Annotated in this window: 23 protein-coding genes; 16 read left to right on the plus strand and 7 right to left on the minus strand. The window is 38.9% G+C overall.

The genetic code is table 11. From position 1 onward, the window contains the following. Position 1: 1 nt before the first annotated feature. The 7 genes from HJG58_RS13920 (at position 2) to csrA (ending at position 3209) form a co-directional block, all read left to right on the plus strand. Positions 2 to 247, plus strand: coding sequence for a hypothetical protein (locus HJG58_RS13920; protein WP_000654849.1), 246 nt, complete (start codon positions 2 to 4; stop codon positions 245 to 247). A gap of 2 nt (positions 248 to 249) precedes the next feature. Continuing rightward, positions 250 to 459, plus strand: coding sequence for a hypothetical protein (locus HJG58_RS13925; RefSeq protein ID WP_000453808.1), 210 nt, complete (start codon positions 250 to 252; stop codon positions 457 to 459). Then, entirely contained in the window at positions 456 to 740 is a 285-nt protein-coding gene (locus tag HJG58_RS13930) for a hypothetical protein (RefSeq protein ID WP_000048750.1), read from the plus strand. Before HJG58_RS13925 ends, HJG58_RS13930 begins: the two co-directional genes overlap by 4 nt. 3 nt (positions 741 to 743) lie before the next feature. Next, positions 744 to 1001: a hypothetical protein gene (locus tag HJG58_RS13935; protein ID WP_000015928.1), complete on the plus strand. Its 258-nt coding sequence runs from the start codon at positions 744 to 746 to the stop codon at positions 999 to 1001. Position 1002: 1 nt separating this feature from the next. Next, positions 1003 to 1218 carry a hypothetical protein gene (locus tag HJG58_RS13940; RefSeq protein WP_000362184.1) on the plus strand — a complete coding sequence of 72 codons (216 nt, stop codon included), beginning with the start codon at positions 1003 to 1005 and terminating at the stop codon, positions 1216 to 1218. Positions 1219 to 1427: 209 nt separating this feature from the next. Next, positions 1428 to 2708: an aspartate kinase gene (locus HJG58_RS13945; protein WP_002115333.1), complete on the plus strand. Its 1281-nt coding sequence runs from the start codon at positions 1428 to 1430 to the stop codon at positions 2706 to 2708. Between the two features lie 246 nt (positions 2709 to 2954). Next, positions 2955 to 3209 carry a carbon storage regulator CsrA gene (gene csrA / locus HJG58_RS13950; protein ID WP_000906487.1) on the plus strand — a complete coding sequence of 85 codons (255 nt, stop codon included), beginning with the start codon at positions 2955 to 2957 and terminating at the stop codon, positions 3207 to 3209. Positions 3210 to 3276: 67 nt separating this feature from the next. Here csrA and rnhB read toward each other — a convergent pair whose 3' ends face one another. Next, positions 3277 to 3843, minus strand: coding sequence for a ribonuclease HII (gene rnhB, locus HJG58_RS13955; protein WP_170249351.1), 567 nt, complete (start codon positions 3841 to 3843; stop codon positions 3277 to 3279). 70 nt (positions 3844 to 3913) lie between these two features. Beyond that, complete coding sequence (locus HJG58_RS13960; RefSeq protein ID WP_005076998.1) at positions 3914 to 4303, minus strand: hypothetical protein; 390 nt, start codon at positions 4301 to 4303, stop codon at positions 3914 to 3916. Positions 4304 to 4541: 238 nt separating this feature from the next. Between HJG58_RS13960 and HJG58_RS13965 the strand changes: the two genes are divergently transcribed. Beyond that, complete coding sequence (locus tag HJG58_RS13965) at positions 4542 to 5099, plus strand: cytochrome b (RefSeq protein ID WP_078220412.1); 558 nt, start codon at positions 4542 to 4544, stop codon at positions 5097 to 5099. Between the two features lie 44 nt (positions 5100 to 5143). Here the strand turns inward: HJG58_RS13965 and HJG58_RS13970 are convergent, their stop codons facing one another. From HJG58_RS13970 to HJG58_RS13980, 3 genes are all read right to left on the minus strand, one after another. Further along, a complete protein-coding gene (locus HJG58_RS13970) occupies positions 5144 to 6142 on the minus strand; it encodes an adenosine deaminase (protein WP_170249352.1) in 999 nt (332 codons plus the stop codon). A gap of 115 nt (positions 6143 to 6257) precedes the next feature. Further along, positions 6258 to 7577 (minus strand): NCS2 family permease, encoded by a 1320-nt coding sequence (locus HJG58_RS13975; protein WP_170249354.1) that lies wholly within the window; start codon positions 7575 to 7577, stop codon positions 6258 to 6260. A gap of 321 nt (positions 7578 to 7898) precedes the next feature. Beyond that, positions 7899 to 8126, minus strand: a complete 228-nt coding sequence (locus HJG58_RS13980) for a hypothetical protein (RefSeq protein WP_171545296.1) — start codon at positions 8124 to 8126, stop codon at positions 7899 to 7901. A gap of 599 nt (positions 8127 to 8725) precedes the next feature. On the opposite strand from HJG58_RS13980, the gene HJG58_RS13985 reads away from it, so the two are divergent. Beyond that, the gene (locus HJG58_RS13985) at positions 8726 to 9448 is read left to right on the plus strand and encodes a pirin family protein (RefSeq protein WP_005070386.1); all 723 of its coding nucleotides are present in this window, start codon (positions 8726 to 8728) and stop codon (positions 9446 to 9448) included. Positions 9449 to 9526: 78 nt separating this feature from the next. Here the strand turns inward: HJG58_RS13985 and HJG58_RS13990 are convergent, their stop codons facing one another. Then, on the minus strand, positions 9527 to 10147 hold the full coding sequence (locus tag HJG58_RS13990) for a TetR/AcrR family transcriptional regulator (RefSeq protein WP_002163161.1): 621 nt from the start codon (positions 10145 to 10147) through the stop codon (positions 9527 to 9529). 526 nt (positions 10148 to 10673) lie between these two features. On the opposite strand from HJG58_RS13990, the gene HJG58_RS13995 reads away from it, so the two are divergent. The 4 genes from HJG58_RS13995 to HJG58_RS14010 all read left to right on the plus strand — a co-directional run bounded on the left by HJG58_RS13995 (position 10674) and on the right by HJG58_RS14010 (position 15067). Then, the gene (locus HJG58_RS13995; protein WP_002163169.1) at positions 10674 to 11633 is read left to right on the plus strand and encodes a metal-dependent hydrolase; all 960 of its coding nucleotides are present in this window, start codon (positions 10674 to 10676) and stop codon (positions 11631 to 11633) included. Positions 11634 to 11698: 65 nt separating this feature from the next. Continuing rightward, on the plus strand, positions 11699 to 12532 hold the full coding sequence (locus HJG58_RS14000; protein WP_002163159.1) for an SDR family NAD(P)-dependent oxidoreductase: 834 nt from the start codon (positions 11699 to 11701) through the stop codon (positions 12530 to 12532). A gap of 22 nt (positions 12533 to 12554) precedes the next feature. Next, positions 12555 to 14078, plus strand: coding sequence for a flavin-containing monooxygenase (locus HJG58_RS14005; protein ID WP_170249356.1), 1524 nt, complete (start codon positions 12555 to 12557; stop codon positions 14076 to 14078). A 113-nt stretch (positions 14079 to 14191) separates the two neighbouring features. Next, the gene (locus tag HJG58_RS14010; RefSeq protein WP_170249358.1) at positions 14192 to 15067 is read left to right on the plus strand and encodes a class I SAM-dependent methyltransferase; all 876 of its coding nucleotides are present in this window, start codon (positions 14192 to 14194) and stop codon (positions 15065 to 15067) included. 11 nt (positions 15068 to 15078) lie between these two features. Here HJG58_RS14010 and HJG58_RS14015 read toward each other — a convergent pair whose 3' ends face one another. Next, entirely contained in the window at positions 15079 to 16092 is a 1014-nt protein-coding gene (locus HJG58_RS14015) for an AraC family transcriptional regulator (RefSeq protein WP_170249360.1), read from the minus strand. A gap of 135 nt (positions 16093 to 16227) precedes the next feature. Here HJG58_RS14015 and HJG58_RS14020 point away from each other — a divergent pair, with 135 nt between their 5' ends. The 3 genes from HJG58_RS14020 (at position 16228) to HJG58_RS14030 (ending at position 19580) form a co-directional block, all read left to right on the plus strand. Continuing rightward, positions 16228 to 17715, plus strand: a complete 1488-nt coding sequence (locus HJG58_RS14020) for a flavin-containing monooxygenase (protein ID WP_170249362.1) — start codon at positions 16228 to 16230, stop codon at positions 17713 to 17715. Positions 17716 to 17759: 44 nt separating this feature from the next. Further along, positions 17760 to 18614: an SDR family NAD(P)-dependent oxidoreductase gene (locus tag HJG58_RS14025; RefSeq protein ID WP_170249364.1), complete on the plus strand. Its 855-nt coding sequence runs from the start codon at positions 17760 to 17762 to the stop codon at positions 18612 to 18614. A gap of 72 nt (positions 18615 to 18686) precedes the next feature. Then, a complete protein-coding gene (locus HJG58_RS14030) occupies positions 18687 to 19580 on the plus strand; it encodes an alpha/beta hydrolase (RefSeq protein WP_170249366.1) in 894 nt (297 codons plus the stop codon). Positions 19581 to 19584 lie beyond the last annotated feature (4 nt).

Genomic DNA, 19584 nt, shown 5'->3' on the forward strand with positions numbered 1-19584 from the left:
CATGAAAGATCAGTACAAGAAAGTGAGCCAAAAACACATGCTTGGTTTTATGTACTACTTGCAATTGCTGGGCTACGTAATAGTCCGGCAAGGCATGGACCAAGCAATGTTTCTAACAAAGCATTATGCGGTACCAGTTGCTTGGCGGCGCATAACGATCGACTATCACAACCGATTAAATAAACCTGCCCAGCAGCTTTATAGAGAGTTTGTTGAGTGGACTAAAGAAGAATATTTGAGGGCTTAAAAATGGAAGTAAGAATTAAATCTGTAAATGGCTCAAGTCCTTTACCAGCAAATTTACAAATGGATGTTGTTTATAAAGCTGTTCGCATAGATGCCAATCGAATGAAAGTAACTTGTGATGATGGTCAAGTGATTACAACAAGCATTTCAAAATCTGGTTATTTGGGCGATTGGGGTGAATGGGAAATTTTAAGTGAGGATTCTCAACAATGAGCAAAGTTATTGGTGAAGTTAATTTGAGCCCTAGCCGTATTGAAGGTACTCCGGATCAGGTGGCTCTTCATATTTTTGAAGAAATCATTTGTCCAAGTACTGAGGAGCTTATCAAAAACAATCCGGAAGCTGCAAAAGTTTTTGCATATCACATTTTTGGTTTAGCACTGTCTCAGCTTGCAGAATTCCATTCAACTAAAAGTTTAGATAAAGCTGTAACCGTTACCCTTCACAACCTTTTGCGTCAATTGAAGAAAGAACGTAATGAGTTGAGGAACTAAAGGATGAGTGGATTAAAAGTTAAAACATGTGATTTTTGTGATGACGGGAACGGTGAATGCATTTTCCCCTATTACGGCCTTGCCCCTCATATTCATACGAAGCCAATTGGCGGTACTGAATTTATAGATGTTTCATTACCTGAAAACTTTAGTCCTGATGGGGATGGTTTAGGCATATATACACACTGTCTGAATTGTGGGGGTGATGGCACATATGAAGGCATCCAGTTAGAAGTTAAAGCGGAAAGTAAGGAGGGCTAATGTGGATAAATATCTGACATCTAACAATGTGTGTGAGATGTTTCATATTACTAAACGCACACTTAATCGGTGGGAAATTAACACACCTTGGGGGATTCCATTCCCAGCCCCGGCATTAAGTTCTGAGGGCGGAACAATGAAAAGATACCTCGCTACTGATGTAATGAAGTGGGAGGAAGAATGCCAGCAAAAGAAGCAACTAAAAAAAGCTATATAAGTTGTACCGAAGCTAACAATCAGCAAACTTGATGAAATTAGTCCAGATCAATGATTGTTAGCATATTTACGTTACTATATACTGTCCGCCGAATCACGGCTTGCTAGATAAACTCAGCAATTTCATTTATGTACATAATGGTGTACATATAATGAAACCAAGGAAGCAAGAATATACTTTTCCCGTTTAATTATAAGGGTTTAGGCGATATGGCATTAATCGTTCAAAAATATGGCGGTACTTCTATGGGTACCCCCGAGCGCATTTTAAATGTTGCTCGTCGTGTGAAGCGTTGGCATGATCACGGTCACAAGGTTGTTGTGGTCGTATCTGCAATGAGTGGTGAAACAAACCGCCTACTTGCTCTCGCTAAAGCCATTACCGAAACACCTGACCCACGTGAGTTAGACCAAATGGTTTCAACCGGTGAACAGGTGACGATTTCCATGTTAGCTATGGCACTTAATTCGATTGGTGTGGAAGCTAAATCCTATACCGGACGTCAAGTCGGTATTAAAACTGACAGTGCATTTACCAAGGCGCGTATCGAGTCTATTGATACAGATGTCATGACCAATGACCTAGATGCAGGCCGTGTTATTGTGGTTGCTGGTTTCCAAGGCTTTGATGCTAATGGAAATACCACAACACTAGGTCGAGGTGGTTCAGATACTTCTGGTGTTGCTCTTGCTGCTGCTTTAAAAGCTGACGAATGCCAGATTTACACTGATGTAGATGGTGTTTACACCACTGACCCTCGCGTTGCTCCTAAAGCCAAAAAAATTGACCGTATTTCTTTTGAAGAAATGCTAGAAATGGCATCATTAGGTTCTAAAGTTTTACAAATTCGCTCAGTAGAGTTTGCCGGGAAATATCAAGTTCCTTTACGTGTATTATCAAGCTTTGATAATGACGACGACGGCGTTTTTGACGACGAATTTAAAGAAAATGTTGGTACACTCATTACTACTGAGGCAGAAGATACTATGGAACAGCCAATTATTGCAGGTATTGCTTTTAACCGTGACGAAGCAAAATTAACGATTTTAGGTGTACCTGATGAACCAGGCATTGCTTCTAAAATCTTATCACCAGTAAGTGATGCCAATATCGAAGTCGATATGATAGTGCAAAATGTTGAAGAAGATGGCACTACAGATTTCACTTTCACTGTAAACCGTGTTGATTTAGCGAAAGCTGAAAAAATCTTAAACGAAACTGCTAAAAATATTGGCGCACGTGAAGTTTCAACACGTGATGACATCGTTAAAGTATCTATCGTTGGTGTAGGTATGCGTTCACACGCAGGTGTAGCGAGCAAAATGTTCACTGCCCTTGCTGATGAAGGTATCAATATTCTTATGATTTCAACTTCTGAAATTAAAGTTTCTGTCATTATTGATGAGAAATACCTTGAACTTGCAGTTCGTTGCCTACATACCGCATTTGGTTTAGATCGCGAACATGGTGAAAGCAGCGCCCGCGCTTAATTTTACCAAACGGTCAAGAATTCATTAAAAAATGTTTACTTGTCCGACAATAATCAAAGAAAACACAGAGCCGCTATAGTTTTTTTTATAGCGGCTCTGTTATATTAAACGGAAAGTTTTTTGGCAGTGATTATCAAAATATGACTTTGTTCTCATATTTCTGTTAGAATCTGACTGAAAACTGAGGTTGAGCTTTTTATTTGGGTACCAATATTGCAGTTTTAAGCGTTTAGCAAGGAGATAAACATGCTGATTCTGACCCGCCGTGTCGGGGAAACATTAATGATTGGGGATCAAGTCAGTGTTACTGTGCTTGGCGTCAAAGGAAACCAGGTTCGTATTGGTGTGAATGCACCAAAAGAGGTTTCTGTTCATCGCGAAGAAATTTATCAACGTATTCAACATGAACGTGCAATGCATGAACACCTTCAACATCTTGATCAAGATTATCAAGTTTCTTATGAAGATGATAATTATGCACAGAAAAACTTCAATCGTTAGTATGAAGTTGTTCTCTCCCTAATTAAAGCGACTTTATAGTCGCTTTAAATTTTTTAAGTGCTTGTATTTATAGACCTAAAGCACGTTTAACAGGTGCATAACTACGACGATGCTGATCAATCACGCCATGCACGGCAATCGCTTCAAAATGTGCTTTGGTTGGATATCCTTTATGTTTGGCAAAACCAAATAACGGATATTGCTGATCTAATTCTGCCATTTGTCGATCTCGTGTCACTTTTGCCAAGATACTTGCTGCACTAATTTCAGCATGGCTTGCGTCTCCACCAACAATGGCTTCACAAGGAATAATAATTCCTTTCGGAATTTGATTACCATCAACGATCACTTTTTGAGGTTGAGTTTTCAAGCTATCAACAGCGCGTTGCATAGCCAAAAAAGTCGCCTGTAAAATATTTAGCTCATCAATTTCAGCATGAGTTGCTTCAGCAATTGACCAAGCTAAGGCTTTTTCTTGTATTTCAATAAACAACTTTTCACGTTTCTTTTCAGTTAATTTTTTAGAATCATTTAATCCTAAAATTGGATTATTCGGATCTAAAATAACGGCCGCTGCCACAACCGAACCGACTAAAGGCCCCCGTCCCGCCTCATCTACACCAGCAATAAACATCAACTCACTACCTTTAAACAAAAGAGGCTGATCAATAGTAATCAGCCTTCTTTAACACATAATTTATTAATTACTTTTGTAAAGCTTCTGCCACACAAGCATTTACAGTTTTAGAAACCACTTGGTTTACGATTGTAGCACGTGTATTTACATCAAGTGCAGCTGCAGCTAATTCTACTGCTGTCACACTGTTTGGAGCCTTTTCGCTCACACAACCACATACATTCGTTTGGATGCTATCACGTTGCTCAGCAGTCATATATTTTGTTGCTGTTTTCCAAGCTGCAACATTATTAATCTCTGTAATACATTTCGCATTTACAGCAACCTTTAACGCAGCAACTCCCAATTGTTGAGTTGTGGTTTGTGCAGAAGCAGCACCTGTACCAGTGCCTGTAGTTGTTGCACATGCTGTTAAAGCTAAAACAACTGGCGCTAGAGCGAGCATCAATTTTTTCATCATTTTTCCTTTGATTGAACGTTGGCAGCGCGTATTGTGCCTAAACTCAACTTTAGAAGAAACAAATAATTTGATGCATTTATGCAAACTATTTTGCCGAGCGAAACTCAGCTCATCAAATGCTTTTTTGGGAGTAAAACGTTCTGTTTTTAGCACGCTCTGTCACATATAAAACATTTCTCAAAATCTGTGCTTTCCCCTAAAATCACAAATCAAAACGACAAAAAAAGGGTCTTTTATGCCTGCTGCTTCCTCTCAGTATTACACCCGTACCGCACAAATTCTGCATTGGGTGATGGCAATTATTTTCATCGTCGCATGGGTTATTGGCTTTTATAGTGGAAATTTTTTAAGCTATGACGTTGATGGCAGCTTTAAAGGTGATGTGATTACGTTGCACAAGAATATTGCAACCACAATTATCTTTTTGGTAATTATCCGGATTTTATGGCGCTATACACATCCAGCTCCAAAACTACCTGACACTATGTCACCGATGATGAAAACTTTGGCACATGTTGGTCATCTACTCCTTTATGTGATTTTGGTTGCTTTACCTGTCACTGGTTGCTTGTTTAGTTGGAGTGCTGGTCATCCTGCCCCTGTTTTATATTTATTTGAAATTCCGCGTTTAGTGCAAGATAACCCAGAGCTTTTAGCTGTTGTTAAACCATTACATATTTATATTTCTTGGTTTGCCGGTTTTCTCATTGTTGGGCATGTACTTGCAGCTTTGAAACATCACTTTATTGATAAAGACAATATTTTAAATAGTATGACCAAACAACCTAAATAAACCTGATATATAAAAAAACCGCCCGAGATGGGCGGTTTTTTTATTTAAATTTTTTGGATTTCTGCAATCCACTTTTGTTTCTCTTCATCTGAAATGAAAGAGGCTTCAAAAGAGTTAATTGCGAGTTGCTTCAACTCATCATTGGTTAAATCTAATGCCTGTTGAATGGCAAAGAAATTATCATTCATATAACCACCGAAATATGAAGGATCATCTGAGTTAACCGTCACATGTACGCCTTTTTGTAAAAGACGGCGGATATTATGATCTTTCATATCCTTAACAACACATAGCTTTAAGTTACTTAAAGGACAAACTGTTAATGGCATTTTTTCATTAATTAAACGTGCCATTAATTGTTCGTCTTCTTCAGAACGCACACCATGATCAATACGATTCACTTTAAGTAGATCTAAAGCTTCCCATACATATTCAGGCGGGCCTTCTTCGCCAGCGTGTGCAACGATTAAGAAACCTTCTTCACGCGCCTTAGCAAAAACACGTTCAAATTTAGCTGGCGGATGCCCTACTTCACTTGAATCAAGGCCAACTGCAATAATGTCTTGTTTAAATGGTAAAGCCTGCTCAAGTGTTTCAAATGCAGCTTCTTCACTTAAATGACGTAAGAAACACATAATCAGTTGAGAGCTAATACCAAACTTAGCTTTGGCATCTGCACAAGCGCGTTTTAAACCATTAATCACTGTTGAGAATGCAATACCACGGTCAGTGTGGGTTTGCGGGTCAAAGAACATTTCTGTGTGAACGACATGATCTTCGGCACATTTCTCAAAATAAGCCCATGCTAAATCATAAAAGTCTTGTTCATGTACAAGAACATTCGCCCCAGCATAGTAAATATCTAAGAATGATTGAAGATTATGAAAGTTATAAGCTTGCTTTACTTCTTCAACAGATTTGTAAGGAATCTGAATCTGATTGCGCTGGGCAATTGCAAACATTAATTCAGGTTCGAAAGTCCCTTCAATATGTACATGCAATTCGGCTTTTGGTAAGGCGCGAATCAGCTCGACTTGATTCATATTAACTCCACGTCTAAAGAAAAAGGGTGTGGTCAAAATCACACCCTTTTATAATTTTCTTCTTATTGAAAACTATGTCTAAGATAGCTCAAGAAGAAAATTATAAAAAATCATATTAACCGCCAAATGCGATAAATTTAAATACCCAAAGTGCAGCAATAATCCATACCATGTACGGTACAGTTTTTGCCTTACCCGTGAATAATTTAACTAATGCATAGCTAATAAAGCCCATTGCAATACCATCAGCAATTGAATAGGTGAATGGCATAAATACAATGGTTAAAAATGCTGGAACAGCTTCAGTAATATCATCCCAATCAATGTGAGTGATCCCTTGGATCATCAATACACCAATAAACAATAAAGCTGGCGCCGTTGCAAAACCTGGTACAGATTGAGCGAGAGGTGCTAAAAATAAACAGCAGATAAATAAGACTGCAACCACAACAGCAGTTAAACCAGTACGTCCGCCTGCTGCCACACCTGAAGCTGATTCAATATATGGTGTAGTTGAAGATGTACCTAATGCGGCACCTGCAACGATTGCAGTAGAGTCTGCAAATAATGCTTTCTTCAAACGAGGTAATTTACCGTCTTGTAAAAGACCTGCACGGTGTGAAACACCAACCAAAGTACCTGTGCTGTCAAACAAGTCCACAATAAAGAATACGAAAATGACGCCGACCATACTTGCAGTAAATAGACCTTCAAAGTCCATTTGCATGAATGTTGGTGCAATTGAAGGAATTTGACCCACTACACCCTTAAATTCATTTAAACCTAAAGCAGTAGCGATGGCCGTAACAACTAAAATACTAATAATGATTGCGCCACGAACTTTTAATTGGTGTAAAACCACAATCATTAAAAATCCGAATAACGCTAATAATACTTTAGGCTGTTTAATATCGCCCAAACCAACTAATGTCGCTTGGTTATCAACAATGATTCCAGCATTTTTTAGTGCAATCAGTGCTAGGAACAAACCAATACCACCACCGATTGCAAATTTAAGTGACATTGGAATCGCATTAACAATCGCTTCACGAATTTTAAAGAAGCTAATTGCAAGAAAGACAAGGCCTGAAACAAAAACAGCGGCTAAAGCTGTTTGCCATGGCACGCCCATTCCCATACAAACCGAATAGGTAAAGTAAGCGTTTAAACCCATACCAGGGGCCAGTGCGATTGGATAATTAGCAATGATCCCCATTACTAAACATCCGATTGCTGCTGCCAAACAGGTCGCAACGAATACGGCACCATGATCCATGCCGGTTTCAGATAAAATGAGTGGATTGACAATAATGATGTAACACATCGTTAGGAATGTAGTTACACCAGCAAGAACTTCAGTTCGGAAAGTGGTTTTATTGTCGCTTAGCTTAAATAAACGCTCTAACCAGCCTGCCGAAGAATTGGGCGCCGCCATAAGTAGCCTCTATGCAAAATCTGAACTGTGGAATATTTACGTCTATGTAGGTCTCTGAACAATATTGTTTTTCTGTTCAGTCCTATAAACAAGAATCTCAAATTTAAGAAGCAACAAATATGCCACTCATTTGGTTTCTAGTTGTATACGTAGAAAATAACCACAGCCCCTCTTGAAACACAAAAAAGCTGCATAACCCCTATGCAGCTTTTTTACTATACGTTCAATAAGTTTAACAGATTCAACAGAAACATGATCAAAATTTATGAAAAGATATGACCAATGGCACTGTAAAAATTAGAAATTTATAGCTCAACATTGCTAAAAAATAATTTTTTTCTCGCCTATATATTGTTGCATATTATAAGAGGCTAAATTGCTATGATGAGCATGATTAGGATTTCGCTCGATACTTTGTAAATTTTTTTCAGCCTCTTGTATGATCCGCATTAGCTCTTGATGTCTCTTATTTTGAGTATCTAAATACACCCAATACCCTAGTACAAAGACGATACCCACACACAACACTATTAATACTTTATTGATCATTATTATTATCTCTATGTTTTTAATGTTAATGATCTTAACAAAAAATTATAGCTTTGTGAATATTTTCACATTTATTTACAATAATACATTACCACTCAAGCAATTGAAAATAAATGTGATTTTTAAAATATTCATAAAATCACCAATAATTATTAAACTTTTCCATTGAAAAGTACCTTTATTTTATTAGAACTTATTTTAGTTATTTTTTAATATTATTTTTTTATCACATTTAATTATTAATTTATTTTAAAGACAAGGTATAGACAAATGTGTATATGGCTTAAAATTTCTTTTTTATTTACCGAGCTTCAGATGAAATAAAAAGGAACTATTTTTGTTTATGCGGTTTTCTTTAAAATTGTTTCTTTAGCTACTAATTTCTGTGGTTCTTCTCCAGCTTACAAATAAAATTCTATTCAACGTAATCTTCATCTTATTTAAGAAATAGCTTTTATTACTATCTTTTGATTAGCAACATTACGTTCAAGTTTCATCGTTCCATAAATCACACCAAGCTTTCTATTTTCAGAGATTTATTCCCATAAACGCTACGATAAAATGCACTCAGATAAAAAATTAAATGAGGAGAATACATCATGTTTGATATGCGTTTATCTCACGAGCGTGGTGCAGCACATCATGGTTGGTTACAATCAAAACATAGCTTTTCATTTGCTAACTATTGGGATCCTAAACAAGTCGGTTTTTCGGACCTCCTTGTAATTAACGATGATAACGTTGCTCCATCTAAAGGCTTTGGTACTCACCCTCACCGCAATATGGAAATTATTTCCTATGTGCTTGAAGGCGCATTAGAGCATAAAGACTCAATGGGTACAGGTTCTGTGATTGTGCCGGGTGACATTCAACTAATGAGTGCAGGTCGTGGTGTTGCTCATAGTGAATTTAACCACTCAGCTCAAGAAGGTGTTCATTTCTTGCAAATTTGGGTTGTTCCAAATGAAGTGAATACAGAGCCTGGCTATCAACAAGTTCATATTGATGAAGCAGACAAACGCGGTAAATTGCATTTGATCATCTCACCAAAAGGTGGTGAGAAAACTTTATCGATCAAACAAGACATTAATATTTACTCAGGTCTTTTTGATGGTGAAGAAACTGCTGAATTTGTAATTCCTGAGGGTCGTTATGTGTACCTACACGTTGCCAAAGGTCGTGTTGATGTAAATGGTAAAACTTTTAATACTGGCGATGCAGCACGTATTCGTGACGGTGGAAGCTTATCGTTTACCAATGGTGATAACGCCGAAATTTTGATTTTCGATATGCGTCCTGAAGAAGTTCCAACCATGCCATAATGCAATTAAGCCCTCACATAAACTTTATGTGAGGGCTTTTTATATTGTTTAGTCGACTTATGAAAATGCTATCTCTGCTCAATGCTCTTCTGAACGCGCCATCTCTGTGTTGATATAACTCATGATCATCGTGGTTAGCCCCTGTACCATTTCATCAAAACTAATATAAGGGTTTGGCAAAATAAGATGCCGTGCGACATTAAAAATTCCACTATTGATACAGATATAGGTAATTACGGGTAAATTATTAATTTTTAGGTATTTGGGATTATGCATCATATATTTCATGATGACTTCCATTAAAGCCTGTTCAATTTTGGGAATGTATTTGTCGTACTGCAATTCCCCTGCATAGCGCAAAACAGTCAAATAGCGGTCATTATTTTTCTTTAATAAATCACTAAAAGTATAAAAAATCATTTCAATGACAGGCTCTAACTCCAACTGTAAAATCGTCGGTGTAAGCTCTGTAATCATGTCCAGAATTTCCCGAACAAAAAAGTGATTCATCGCATCATAAATTTCTTCTTTATTTTTAAAATATTCGTATAAAGACCCGACACTCACCCCTGCAATTTCTGCAATATGACGTGTCGTGGTTCCACTCGGTCCATGAAGTGCCACTGCAATAAAACCTGCTTCAATAATCGTGTCGACAGTGACTTTGGCTCGAGTTTGACGAGGTTTACGCGTAGTCATACGATCTAATCAATAATCCGAACATAAAGTCAGATTAGCATGTAATCTAACTCGGTAGAAATAAAAAAACAAAATCCGAATAGTTGTCAAACTTAATCAGAAAAACTGAGAAAAACAGATCTCAACTTATCAATCAATCGATGCTTTTATTTACTATTTTCCGAGATCAGGAATAAATTTAATTTGTTATATTTCAAAAATATAAATCAAATTTATTTAAAATTATTATTACAAAGAATGTCTAAAAAATACTTTTATATATTTAAAAATTTACCCGAATTGAATCCGAACATAATGTCAGATTAATATGAAAAAATTAAAGAAGACTCTTTAAGCAGCTCTTTTGTCTGCCTCGGTTCTTCTTCCGTTATTCAGCCAAATAATCAAACAAATAACGGAGCAACAACACCGTAGTCAATGCAGAGAATTATCTGTTTTTGAAAATGGAATTTTACAGTGCTTTGTTGATCATTGAGTTTATTAATTTTCATCAAAATGCACCACTACTTTGCTTCAGGGTGTCGCCATGATCTCGACCGCAGTTAAAAAATCATTCAACAAACTTAAATTTCAGCGTGAAATTGAGCTACCAGATTTTGCTAGCAAAAGCTCAATTCCAATCAGACATTTAAATATTGGTTTTGATGGTAAAGAAATTGATGTCAGATTCTATATGGACAATCAATTTGCTACTTTGTTTTTTGCCACACTTTCGGTGTTTTTAACTTATGGCGAAGATCTGGTTATTGAAACCGCTCGCCATCACCGTGAATTTATCAAAGATCCAATATTAAAGCAGCGAGTAACGTCGTTGATTGGCCAAGAAGCAATTCACTCAAAATTGCACAATGAATATAACGATGCCCTTCAAGATGCTGAATATCCTGTTGCGCTATATCGTTTTCTTGGCTCAAACTTCTTTAAATATGTTTTCTTAAAGTTTCCACAGCCACTCAAATTATCAATGATGGCGGGTATTGAGCATTTTACTGCGGTACTTGCTGAATACATGATGAAGCATGAAAAGAACTTCTATTATTCAAATGACGAAAAAAGCCGCGCATTGTGGATGTGGCATATGCTTGAAGAATCTGAGCATAAAGATATTGCCTATGATGTCTATCAACTGTTAAATGGTAGTTATGCACTACGTGCATCTGGTTTCTTCCTCGCGCTATTTACCATTTTAGGTTTAATCCCTGCGACTACATTATTTGTCCCTGTTTTAAGAAAGCCACAAGAGATGCTGACCTTGAAATTCTGGAAGGACGCCCGTCGTGGTGTAGGCTTAATCTTTGGTCCAAAAGACGGAGTTTTCGGCAGTACGATTGGTCAAATTCTTGACTACTTACGCCCAGACTTTCATCCAAATGATCATGATACGACTGAATATCTTGAGTATTACAAAAAGAAATTGCTGACCGAAGGCGGCGCAATTGCTCCTTACTTTGTTAAAGAATTTACCCCACCAGTACGCATGTCTTAATCGTCCTGCATTTCCAGCTATCGAATAGGTAGCTGGTATCTCTTCAAGCTATTTATGGATGAATCATGATTTTATTTGGCAAAAAGAAAGTTAAACCAAGCCAAAAAGCTTATGCCGTAGTGACGGGTGCAGGCAGTGGGATTGGTCGAAGTTTTGCAATTGAACTTGCGAAACGTGGTGGTAGCGTAGTGTGTGCAGATATTAATCTCGAAGCTGCTGAAGAAACAGTAAAACTTCTTGAACAAGAAGGCGCAAAAGCTTTTGCTATGCGTTGTGATGTGGGTAATGCTGAACAAGTTAACCATCTCGCTGAAACTGCTGAAATTTTGCTTGGGCACCCTGTAACTCTTGTCATTAATAATGCTGGTGTAGGTTTGGGTGGCAAGTTTGACGAGCTAACCTTAGAAGACTGGAACTGGGTCATGAATATTAACCTTTGGGGTGTTATTCATGGTTGTCATGCATTTGTTCCCAAGTTTAAAAAGTTAGGTTACGGCGCGATTATTAATGTGGCATCTGCGGCATCTTACACGGCTGCACCAGAAATGACTGCTTATAACGTGACTAAAGCGGGTGTGCGTGCGCTTTCAGAAACGCTTTCTGCCGAACTGCGTAAGTTTAATATTAAAGTGAATGTGCTCTGCCCGACGCTGGTACCCACCAATATCATTAAAAATGGTCGAATTCCAGGACGTTATTCAAAGCTAGCAGACCATGCACTGATGAACTATGCGCTCACCACAAGTGACGATGTTGCAAGATTAACCCTTAATCGCCTTGATCAGGATGAGATGTATACCATTCCTCAAATTGATGCGAAGTTATTCTGGCTCATGAAACGTGCATCCCCAAGCTTGTATACCAAGTTCCTTGGTACATCGTACAAATTATTTAAATAAGAAATTTATAGGTAGTACACATATGACTGCTCAAATGAAAACAAATGCATCAGCAAAAAAAGCTGTCAAATCACGAAGCCATATTTTCGATACTTTTATTGTTGGTGCGGGCATTTCAGGGATCGCTGCTGCCATTCGCCTAGATCAAGTTGGTTATACCAATTATAAAATTATTGAAAAAGCTAGTCGTGTTGGTGGAACATGGCGTGAAAACACCTACCCAGGCTGTGGCTGCGATGTACCTTCTGCTCTTTATTCTTACTCATTTGCACCAAGTGCAAAATGGAGCCATTTATTTGCGCGCCAACCAGAAATATTAAGTTATCTGGAAGATGTGAGTAACGAGTTTAATATTGCATCTAAAATTGAGTTTAACAACGAGTTGCTTAACGCAGCGTGGGATGATTCACGTCATGTGTGGGTGCTTGACACCACTACTGGACAATATTTGTCTAAAACCGTTATTTTTGCCACAGGTCCAATTACCGAAGCTCAAATTCCACGTCTTGAAGGCTTAGAAACATTTAAAGGCGAAATGTTCCATTCAGCGAAATGGAATCATGATTATGACCTCACAGGTAAACGCATTGCAGTGATTGGTACTGGTGCATCTGCTATTCAGTTTGTGCCACAAATCCAACCAAAAGCGAAAGAACTGTTTGTGTTCCAACGTACAGCACCTTGGGTACTGCCAAAACCAGATACAGACTTGGGAGAGTTTAGTAAATCAGTCATTGCGAAATATCCAGCTATTCAGGCGAGCTGGCGTAAAAGTGTCGCGTTAACGCTGAATGCGATTAACTTTGGTTTACGTAATCCACTTGCCCTAAAACCAGTCAATGTATTGGGTAAGCAATTACTTAAATTGCAAATTAACGACCCAGTTCTACGTAAAAATGTAACACCAAACTTTGATATTGGTTGCAAACGTATTTTGTTCGCTAATAATTACTACCCTGCACTACAAGCACCGAACACAACCCTAATCCCTCATGGTTTAGTGAAAGTTGAAGGCAATACGGTGGTTGCTGCCAATGGTGAACGCCACGAAGTTGATGTGATTATTTGGGGTACAGGCTTTGAAGTATCTCACCCACCAATCGGTAAACGTGTGTTTAATGAAAAAGGACAACGTTTAAATGATTTATGGAAAAACACTTCACCAGAGGCTTACTTAGGAACCAATATTGAGAATGTACCGAATGCATTTTTAGTTTTGGGTCCAAACGTATTGGTCTATGATTCTTTCATTGGGTTAGCAGAAGCACAACTCGACTATATCGTAGATGGCTTATTGAAAATTAAAAACAAAGGAATTAGCAAGTTAAATGTTAAATCTGATGTGATTAAAAAGCACAATGACTTGGTTCAAAAACACCTGCAAACAACCGTATTTAATAGTGGCGGCTGTAAGAGTTATTACCTTGATGCCAACGGTCGTAACTTTGCCGCATGGCCTTGGTCATTAAAAAAACTTAAACAGCGTTTGAAAAAAGTAGATTTGAAAGATTATGAAGTGACGTATCAAACGACGAAAACTTACTAATTTGTAATTTCGATCAAATCCGTTGTAAGAAATAGGCAGTGTATTTTAGGTTTTCATGAAATGCACTGCCTTCTTCGTTGAATATCTTCAAGAAATAAAAAAACAGGATAAAGATGAAAGAAGGACAATCAAGCCGTACTGCTGAAGCCGCTGCTGCATTACGAGCCAATCATTTTCAAAATACACAGAACCCTGTATTTTCAGACCCTTATGCTTTTGAACTAACGAGTAAAGGCTGGAAAAAACTGCTCTCTAACCCACTGATTGTTAAAGTGATGAATTCTGCGGTTTTAAACCGCACTTTAGGTTTACTTACTGGGCAAGTGGTCGGTCGCTCCCGATATGCCGAAGATTTACTTGATCTAGCAGTTCAACAGAACACTCAACAATATGTATTAGTGGGTGCTGGCCTAGACTCTTTTGCACTACGTGAATCACACCATTACCCTGCTTTGAAAATTTTTGAAGTTGATCATCCTGATACTCAAGCGGCCAAACAAGCCAAACTAAAAAAGCTAGGCAATATTCCTGCTACCGTTGAATTTGTTGCGATTAACTTTGAGAAAGAGTCTATTTCAGAAGCTCTGACCAGAAGTATCTATGATTCATCTGCTCCTGCATTTTTTTCATGGTTAGGCACAACGCACTATTTAAACCCGCAAACGACCTTGCAAACTTTAAAAAGTATTGCTGAATTTGCTGCAAACGGTAGCGAAGTGGTACTCGACTATTCGACCGATTTTCAGGAATTAAACAGTATTGAGCGACTTGGAAGTATGGGGGTTGCGCAGTTTACCCATTTGTTGAAAGAGCCTTTATTAGGTCAATTTAAACCAAGAGATTTACATCATGCAGTGGAGCAGATGGGATTTGAAGTAGTCGAAGATCTTTCAGGTGAAGCCATCACTGAACGATATTTTAATGGAAGGATTGATGAAATTCGCCACACATCAGCAACACGCTTATTGCATTTGCGTTTAAAGAAATAAAGATAATTTGATTATTGGTTGTTAAGCCGCATGGCATGAGGTGTTTTCCCATGCCATCTTTTATAAGCATGAATAAAACTGGCAGGTTCTGCATAACCTAACCACTCGGCAATCTGCTCAACCGAAACTTTTGGTAATGCCAAATATTGCTCAGCTAAAACCTGTCTAACTTCTTCACGAATTTGAATAAAAGTCATTCCCTCTAATGCCAAATGACGGCGTAGGGTCCGCGCATTTAAATGCAATCGGTCAGCGACTATTTCCATAGAGGGCATTTCCCCTCGCACATTCATAAGCTGCTGTTGCACTAAGGTTGTAAATTTATTTTGTGATTGGCGTTTTTCTAATATTTGACGGCACTGTTCTTCAGCTGTATGTAAAACCAATTCATTTGCCATAAGCAACTTTTGGTCTACTTTTTGCGGATCCAGAATTACAAAGCTTTTAGCTACACCAAATTCTGGCATCACGCCAAATAAGTCCTGATAAGGCTCGGCATTACCTTTGAGTTGGAAAGAAAAAGCCAAATACTGGCAAAAATTGTCTTGCACCAAATCTCGCTGTACCGTAATGAGTGCAGCGGCATCGCGTTCAATAATGAATTGACGTACTGAAGATGGAATATCTTGCTCATCAATTTCAATGCGAATTCCCTGGGATGTATCCGACACATCAAAGCGGGTAAAAGCAAAGGTTAAGGTAAAATAGGTCAAGGCCAAATCTAATGCTTCGCGAATGCTGGCGCTACTCATCAGTGCCATACCTAATGGCCCAAATGTGGTGAAATGATAACGCGTACCCACTTCCAAGCCTAATGTCGGTCTGTCTCCTAGTTGCTCAACCAAGTTCTGAATTAACTGTAATTCCTGATGGCCTGTCACCACCATATTAGGGTCGAGTAATTGTTGTTGGCTAAGCCCAGTTCCTTGCAAAATTGTTTTATAAGAGATGCCTGATTCCACTGCAAAATCAGCCATTAACCGAACACTATGTACACTGCGTTCAAAAGCCCATGCATACTTCACTGTATTGCTCAGAATGTCCTCGAATCACAATATTTTGTCCTCATCCATCCTCTAAATCAAGCAAATAAACGTCTATTCTGCATACAGGAAATTGCGATTTTTTCGCTCACTGTTTTTAAGGATTTAGAGCAGCCCATGTTTAACTCGTCATCTAATTCAAATAAAAATGTACGCATCGCCATTATTGGCACTGGTTTTGGTGGTCTAGGACTTGCCATTCGTCTCAAACAAGCAGGTTTTGAACAATTTACTCTATTTGAAAAAGCTGCCGATGTCGGTGGTGTCTGGCGTGACAATACGTATCCAGGTGCTGCATGTGATGTGCCTTCTCATCTGTATTCTTTTTCTTTTGAGCAAGAGCTAGGCTGGAAAAATCGCTATGGGACATCTCAAGAGATTTATCAATATTTACGCCACTGTGCGGATAAATATGATATTCGTCCGCATGTTCAATTTAATACTGAAATTGCCAGTGCTGAATTTGATGCCCTAAAAGGTGTATGGCACATTCAAAGTACGACTGGTGAACAGTTTGAAGCTGAGTTTCTAGTCGGTGCGGTAGGCCAACTCAACCGCCCTGCTTATCCAAAACTTAAAGGTATTGAAAACTTTAAGGGTAAGGCATTTCACTCAGCGCGTTGGGACCATGACTATGACTTAACTGGCAAACGTGTTGCAGTAATCGGTACAGGTGCAAGTGCAATTCAGTTCGTACCTGAGATTGCTAAACAGGTTGCTCATCTCGATGTTTATCAACGCTCGGCACCTTACGTGATTCCTAAACCAGATCGGGTTTACCAGCCTTTAGAGAAAAAAGCTTTCCGTAAACTGCCGATTTTGCAAAGTCTAGACCGCGCCTTGCAATATGGACACCATGAAATTCGCCTACTTGCTTTTACAACTTCTTTAAATGAAATGCCTTTGGTGGAATATTTATTCCAGCGCCACATCCGTAAAGTCGTTAAAGATGGGAAGCTGCGCCACCGCTTAATGCCGGATTATCCAATTGGTTGTAAACGTATTTTAATTTCTAACCACTGGTATGAAACACTGACCCAGCCTCATGTCGATGTGATTAATACGGGCATTCAAGAAATTACTGAAAATGGAATTTTAGATACGGACGGAAATCTAAGAGAGGTTGATACCATTATTTATGGTACGGGCTTTGCCGCAACAGAATTTATGGCGCCAATGCAAATTACAGGTCTTGATGGCCGCACCTTAAAAGACACTTGGAAAGATGGTGCAGAAGCTTATCTCGGTTTAACTGTGAGCGGCTTTCCAAACTTCTTTATGTTGTATGGACCAAACACTAATCTTGGGCACAACTCAATTGTATATATGATTGAAAGCCAAGTGAATTATATTTTAGATGCCATCCAGACAACTCTACAAAAAAAACTCCTGTTCACCAATGTTCGTGCAGAAGTTCAACATGAGTTTAATCAAAGCATTCAAGAAAAAATGAAAAAAACTGTCTGGGCTCAAGGTTGTACCAGTTGGTATCAAACTGCTGAGGGTAAAAATACCAATAACTGGCCAGGTTTTACTCTTGAATATCGTCAACGTACTCGTCGCTTTGACATTGAAAACTACACTCAGGTTTCGGCTATTTCTTAAATAAGCTTCACCATAGGAAATGAGAAAAATAAACGGAGAATTTTATGAAGTCTTTTAAAAATAAAGTCGCAGCTGTGACAGGTGCGGGTTCTGGTATTGGACAAGCACTTGCCATTGCATTAGCCAAACAAGGTTGCCATCTGGCACTTTCTGACATTAGTGAAGTCGGATTAGCTAAAACAGTCGAGCTTTTGGCACCTTATTCTGTCAAAGTCACCACTCAAAAAGTTGATGTAGCTAAGCGTGATGAAGTTGCCACTTGGGCAAAGGCAGTAGTAGATGAACATGGCCAAGTTAATCTGATTTTTAATAATGCTGGTGTCGCAATTGGTAGTACGGCTGAAGGTGTGAGCTATGAAGATCTTGAATGGCTCATTGGTATTAATTTTTGGGGCGTGGTTTATGGCACCAAAGAGTTTTTACCATACTTAAAGCAAAGTGGTGATGGGCATATTATTAATATTTCCAGTATGTTTGGCTTAACAGCTCAACCGACCCAAAGTGCTTATAACGCCAGTAAATTTGCTGTTCGTGGCTTTACTGAATCATTACGCCAAGAACTTGATATGCAAAATGCTGGTGTGAGCGCGACTTGTGTGCATCCGGGTGGTATTCGCACCAATATTGCAAAAGCTGCCCGCATGAATAATAGCGTCCAGTCTTTGGGAATGGACCCTCTAAAAAGTCAGGATGCTTTCGATAAATTACTTCGCACCCCTGCTGATGATGCAGCTCAACAAATTTTGGAAGCTGTTCGCAAGAATCGTCGCCGTTTACTTATTGGAGCCGATGCAAAAGCCGTTGATGTGATTCAGCGTATTCTTCCACAGGGTTACCAAAAGATCTTTGCAGCCGCGACTGCTTGGCAAACTCGCCTACTCAACAAATCAGCAAAATAAAAATAGTGGTCAGCATGCTCTTAATCTTAAGAGATGCTGATTAATCTAACATGCTTAGTATGAGTCCTTATTATGAAGCAGCTTCTTGCATGGACCATCCGTACCACGCTACGTCCAGCTTTATCCCCTAAAACACCACTAAGGCTACAACGTTTTTGTAGTGATGCAGCCAGCGCTATTGTGCTTGGGCCTCGTGGTTATCAAACAAAAAAGCAAATAATTGCTCAAGTACCGACAGTCCATATTCAGCCCAAAACGACTCAATCAGGACGCGGTATTTTGTATTTACATGGTGGTGGCTATGTGGTGGGTAGCTCAAAAAGTCATGCTAAGCTTGCCGCTCAGATCGGACATGTAGCTCAGACACAAGTCTGGTTGCCTGAATATCGCCTAGCCCCAGAACACCCAAGCCCTGCTGCTATTGAAGATGTAGTTGCAGTCTATAAAGCTTTACTTGCCCAAGGACAAGACCCGAAAAAACTCGTAATCGCTGGCGATTCTGCTGGCGGCGGACTGAGTCTAAGTACGGCAATTGCAATACGAAATGCAGGGTTACCGTTACCAGCAGCATTAGTTTTACTTTCACCTTGGGTTGACTTAAGCCTATCTGGAAGCACGATTAAAACTCATGCTACCCAAGATGCGATGTTGTCAGAGGGCTGGTTAACTTGGTGTGCAAAAAACTATTGCGGACAAAAATCGGCAACCGATCCAACCTGTTCCCCACTTTATGCTGAATTAACTGGATTACCACCTGTTTTGATTCATGTCGGTACCGAAGAAGTTTTATTAGACGATGCAAAACGCCTGGCTGAACAAACTGAAAAGTATGGTATTCCGACAAACTTAAGGGTTTATGACCAGGTCGGACATGTTTTTCAATTCCACGCGGGTATACTAAAAGAATCTAATGACTCGATTGAGCGCATTGGGCAATTCATTGATAAACATACACAGTCAATATAAAAAT

It is taken from the genome of Acinetobacter geminorum (assembly GCF_013009345.1).
Lineage (GTDB): Bacteria > Pseudomonadota > Gammaproteobacteria > Pseudomonadales > Moraxellaceae > Acinetobacter > Acinetobacter geminorum.

Coding starts and splice junctions, on each gene's coding strand:
- HJG58_RS14030 (WP_170249366.1), top strand. CDS start 18,687: ATGAAGCAGCTTCTTGCATGGACCATCCGTACCACGCTACGTCCAGCT.
- HJG58_RS13930 (WP_000048750.1), top strand. CDS start 456: ATGAGCAAAGTTATTGGTGAAGTTAATTTGAGCCCTAGCCGTATTGAA.
- HJG58_RS13920 (WP_000654849.1), top strand. CDS start 2: ATGAAAGATCAGTACAAGAAAGTGAGCCAAAAACACATGCTTGGTTTT.
- HJG58_RS13935 (WP_000015928.1), top strand. CDS start 744: ATGAGTGGATTAAAAGTTAAAACATGTGATTTTTGTGATGACGGGAAC.
- HJG58_RS14000 (WP_002163159.1), top strand. CDS start 11,699: ATGATTTTATTTGGCAAAAAGAAAGTTAAACCAAGCCAAAAAGCTTAT.
- HJG58_RS14025 (WP_170249364.1), top strand. CDS start 17,760: ATGAAGTCTTTTAAAAATAAAGTCGCAGCTGTGACAGGTGCGGGTTCT.
- HJG58_RS13975 (WP_170249354.1), bottom strand. CDS start 7,577: ATGGCGGCGCCCAATTCTTCGGCAGGCTGGTTAGAGCGTTTATTTAAG.
- rnhB (WP_170249351.1), bottom strand. CDS start 3,843: ATGTTTATTGCTGGTGTAGATGAGGCGGGACGGGGGCCTTTAGTCGGT.
- HJG58_RS13970 (WP_170249352.1), bottom strand. CDS start 6,142: ATGAATCAAGTCGAGCTGATTCGCGCCTTACCAAAAGCCGAATTGCAT.
- HJG58_RS13945 (WP_002115333.1), top strand. CDS start 1,428: ATGGCATTAATCGTTCAAAAATATGGCGGTACTTCTATGGGTACCCCC.
- HJG58_RS14010 (WP_170249358.1), top strand. CDS start 14,192: ATGAAAGAAGGACAATCAAGCCGTACTGCTGAAGCCGCTGCTGCATTA.
- HJG58_RS13960 (WP_005076998.1), bottom strand. CDS start 4,303: ATGAAAAAATTGATGCTCGCTCTAGCGCCAGTTGTTTTAGCTTTAACA.
- HJG58_RS13980 (WP_171545296.1), bottom strand. CDS start 8,126: ATGATCAATAAAGTATTAATAGTGTTGTGTGTGGGTATCGTCTTTGTA.
- HJG58_RS14020 (WP_170249362.1), top strand. CDS start 16,228: ATGTTTAACTCGTCATCTAATTCAAATAAAAATGTACGCATCGCCATT.
- HJG58_RS13995 (WP_002163169.1), top strand. CDS start 10,674: ATGATCTCGACCGCAGTTAAAAAATCATTCAACAAACTTAAATTTCAG.
- csrA (WP_000906487.1), top strand. CDS start 2,955: ATGCTGATTCTGACCCGCCGTGTCGGGGAAACATTAATGATTGGGGAT.
- HJG58_RS13925 (WP_000453808.1), top strand. CDS start 250: ATGGAAGTAAGAATTAAATCTGTAAATGGCTCAAGTCCTTTACCAGCA.
- HJG58_RS13965 (WP_078220412.1), top strand. CDS start 4,542: ATGCCTGCTGCTTCCTCTCAGTATTACACCCGTACCGCACAAATTCTG.
- HJG58_RS13985 (WP_005070386.1), top strand. CDS start 8,726: ATGTTTGATATGCGTTTATCTCACGAGCGTGGTGCAGCACATCATGGT.
- HJG58_RS13990 (WP_002163161.1), bottom strand. CDS start 10,147: ATGACTACGCGTAAACCTCGTCAAACTCGAGCCAAAGTCACTGTCGAC.
- HJG58_RS14005 (WP_170249356.1), top strand. CDS start 12,555: ATGACTGCTCAAATGAAAACAAATGCATCAGCAAAAAAAGCTGTCAAA.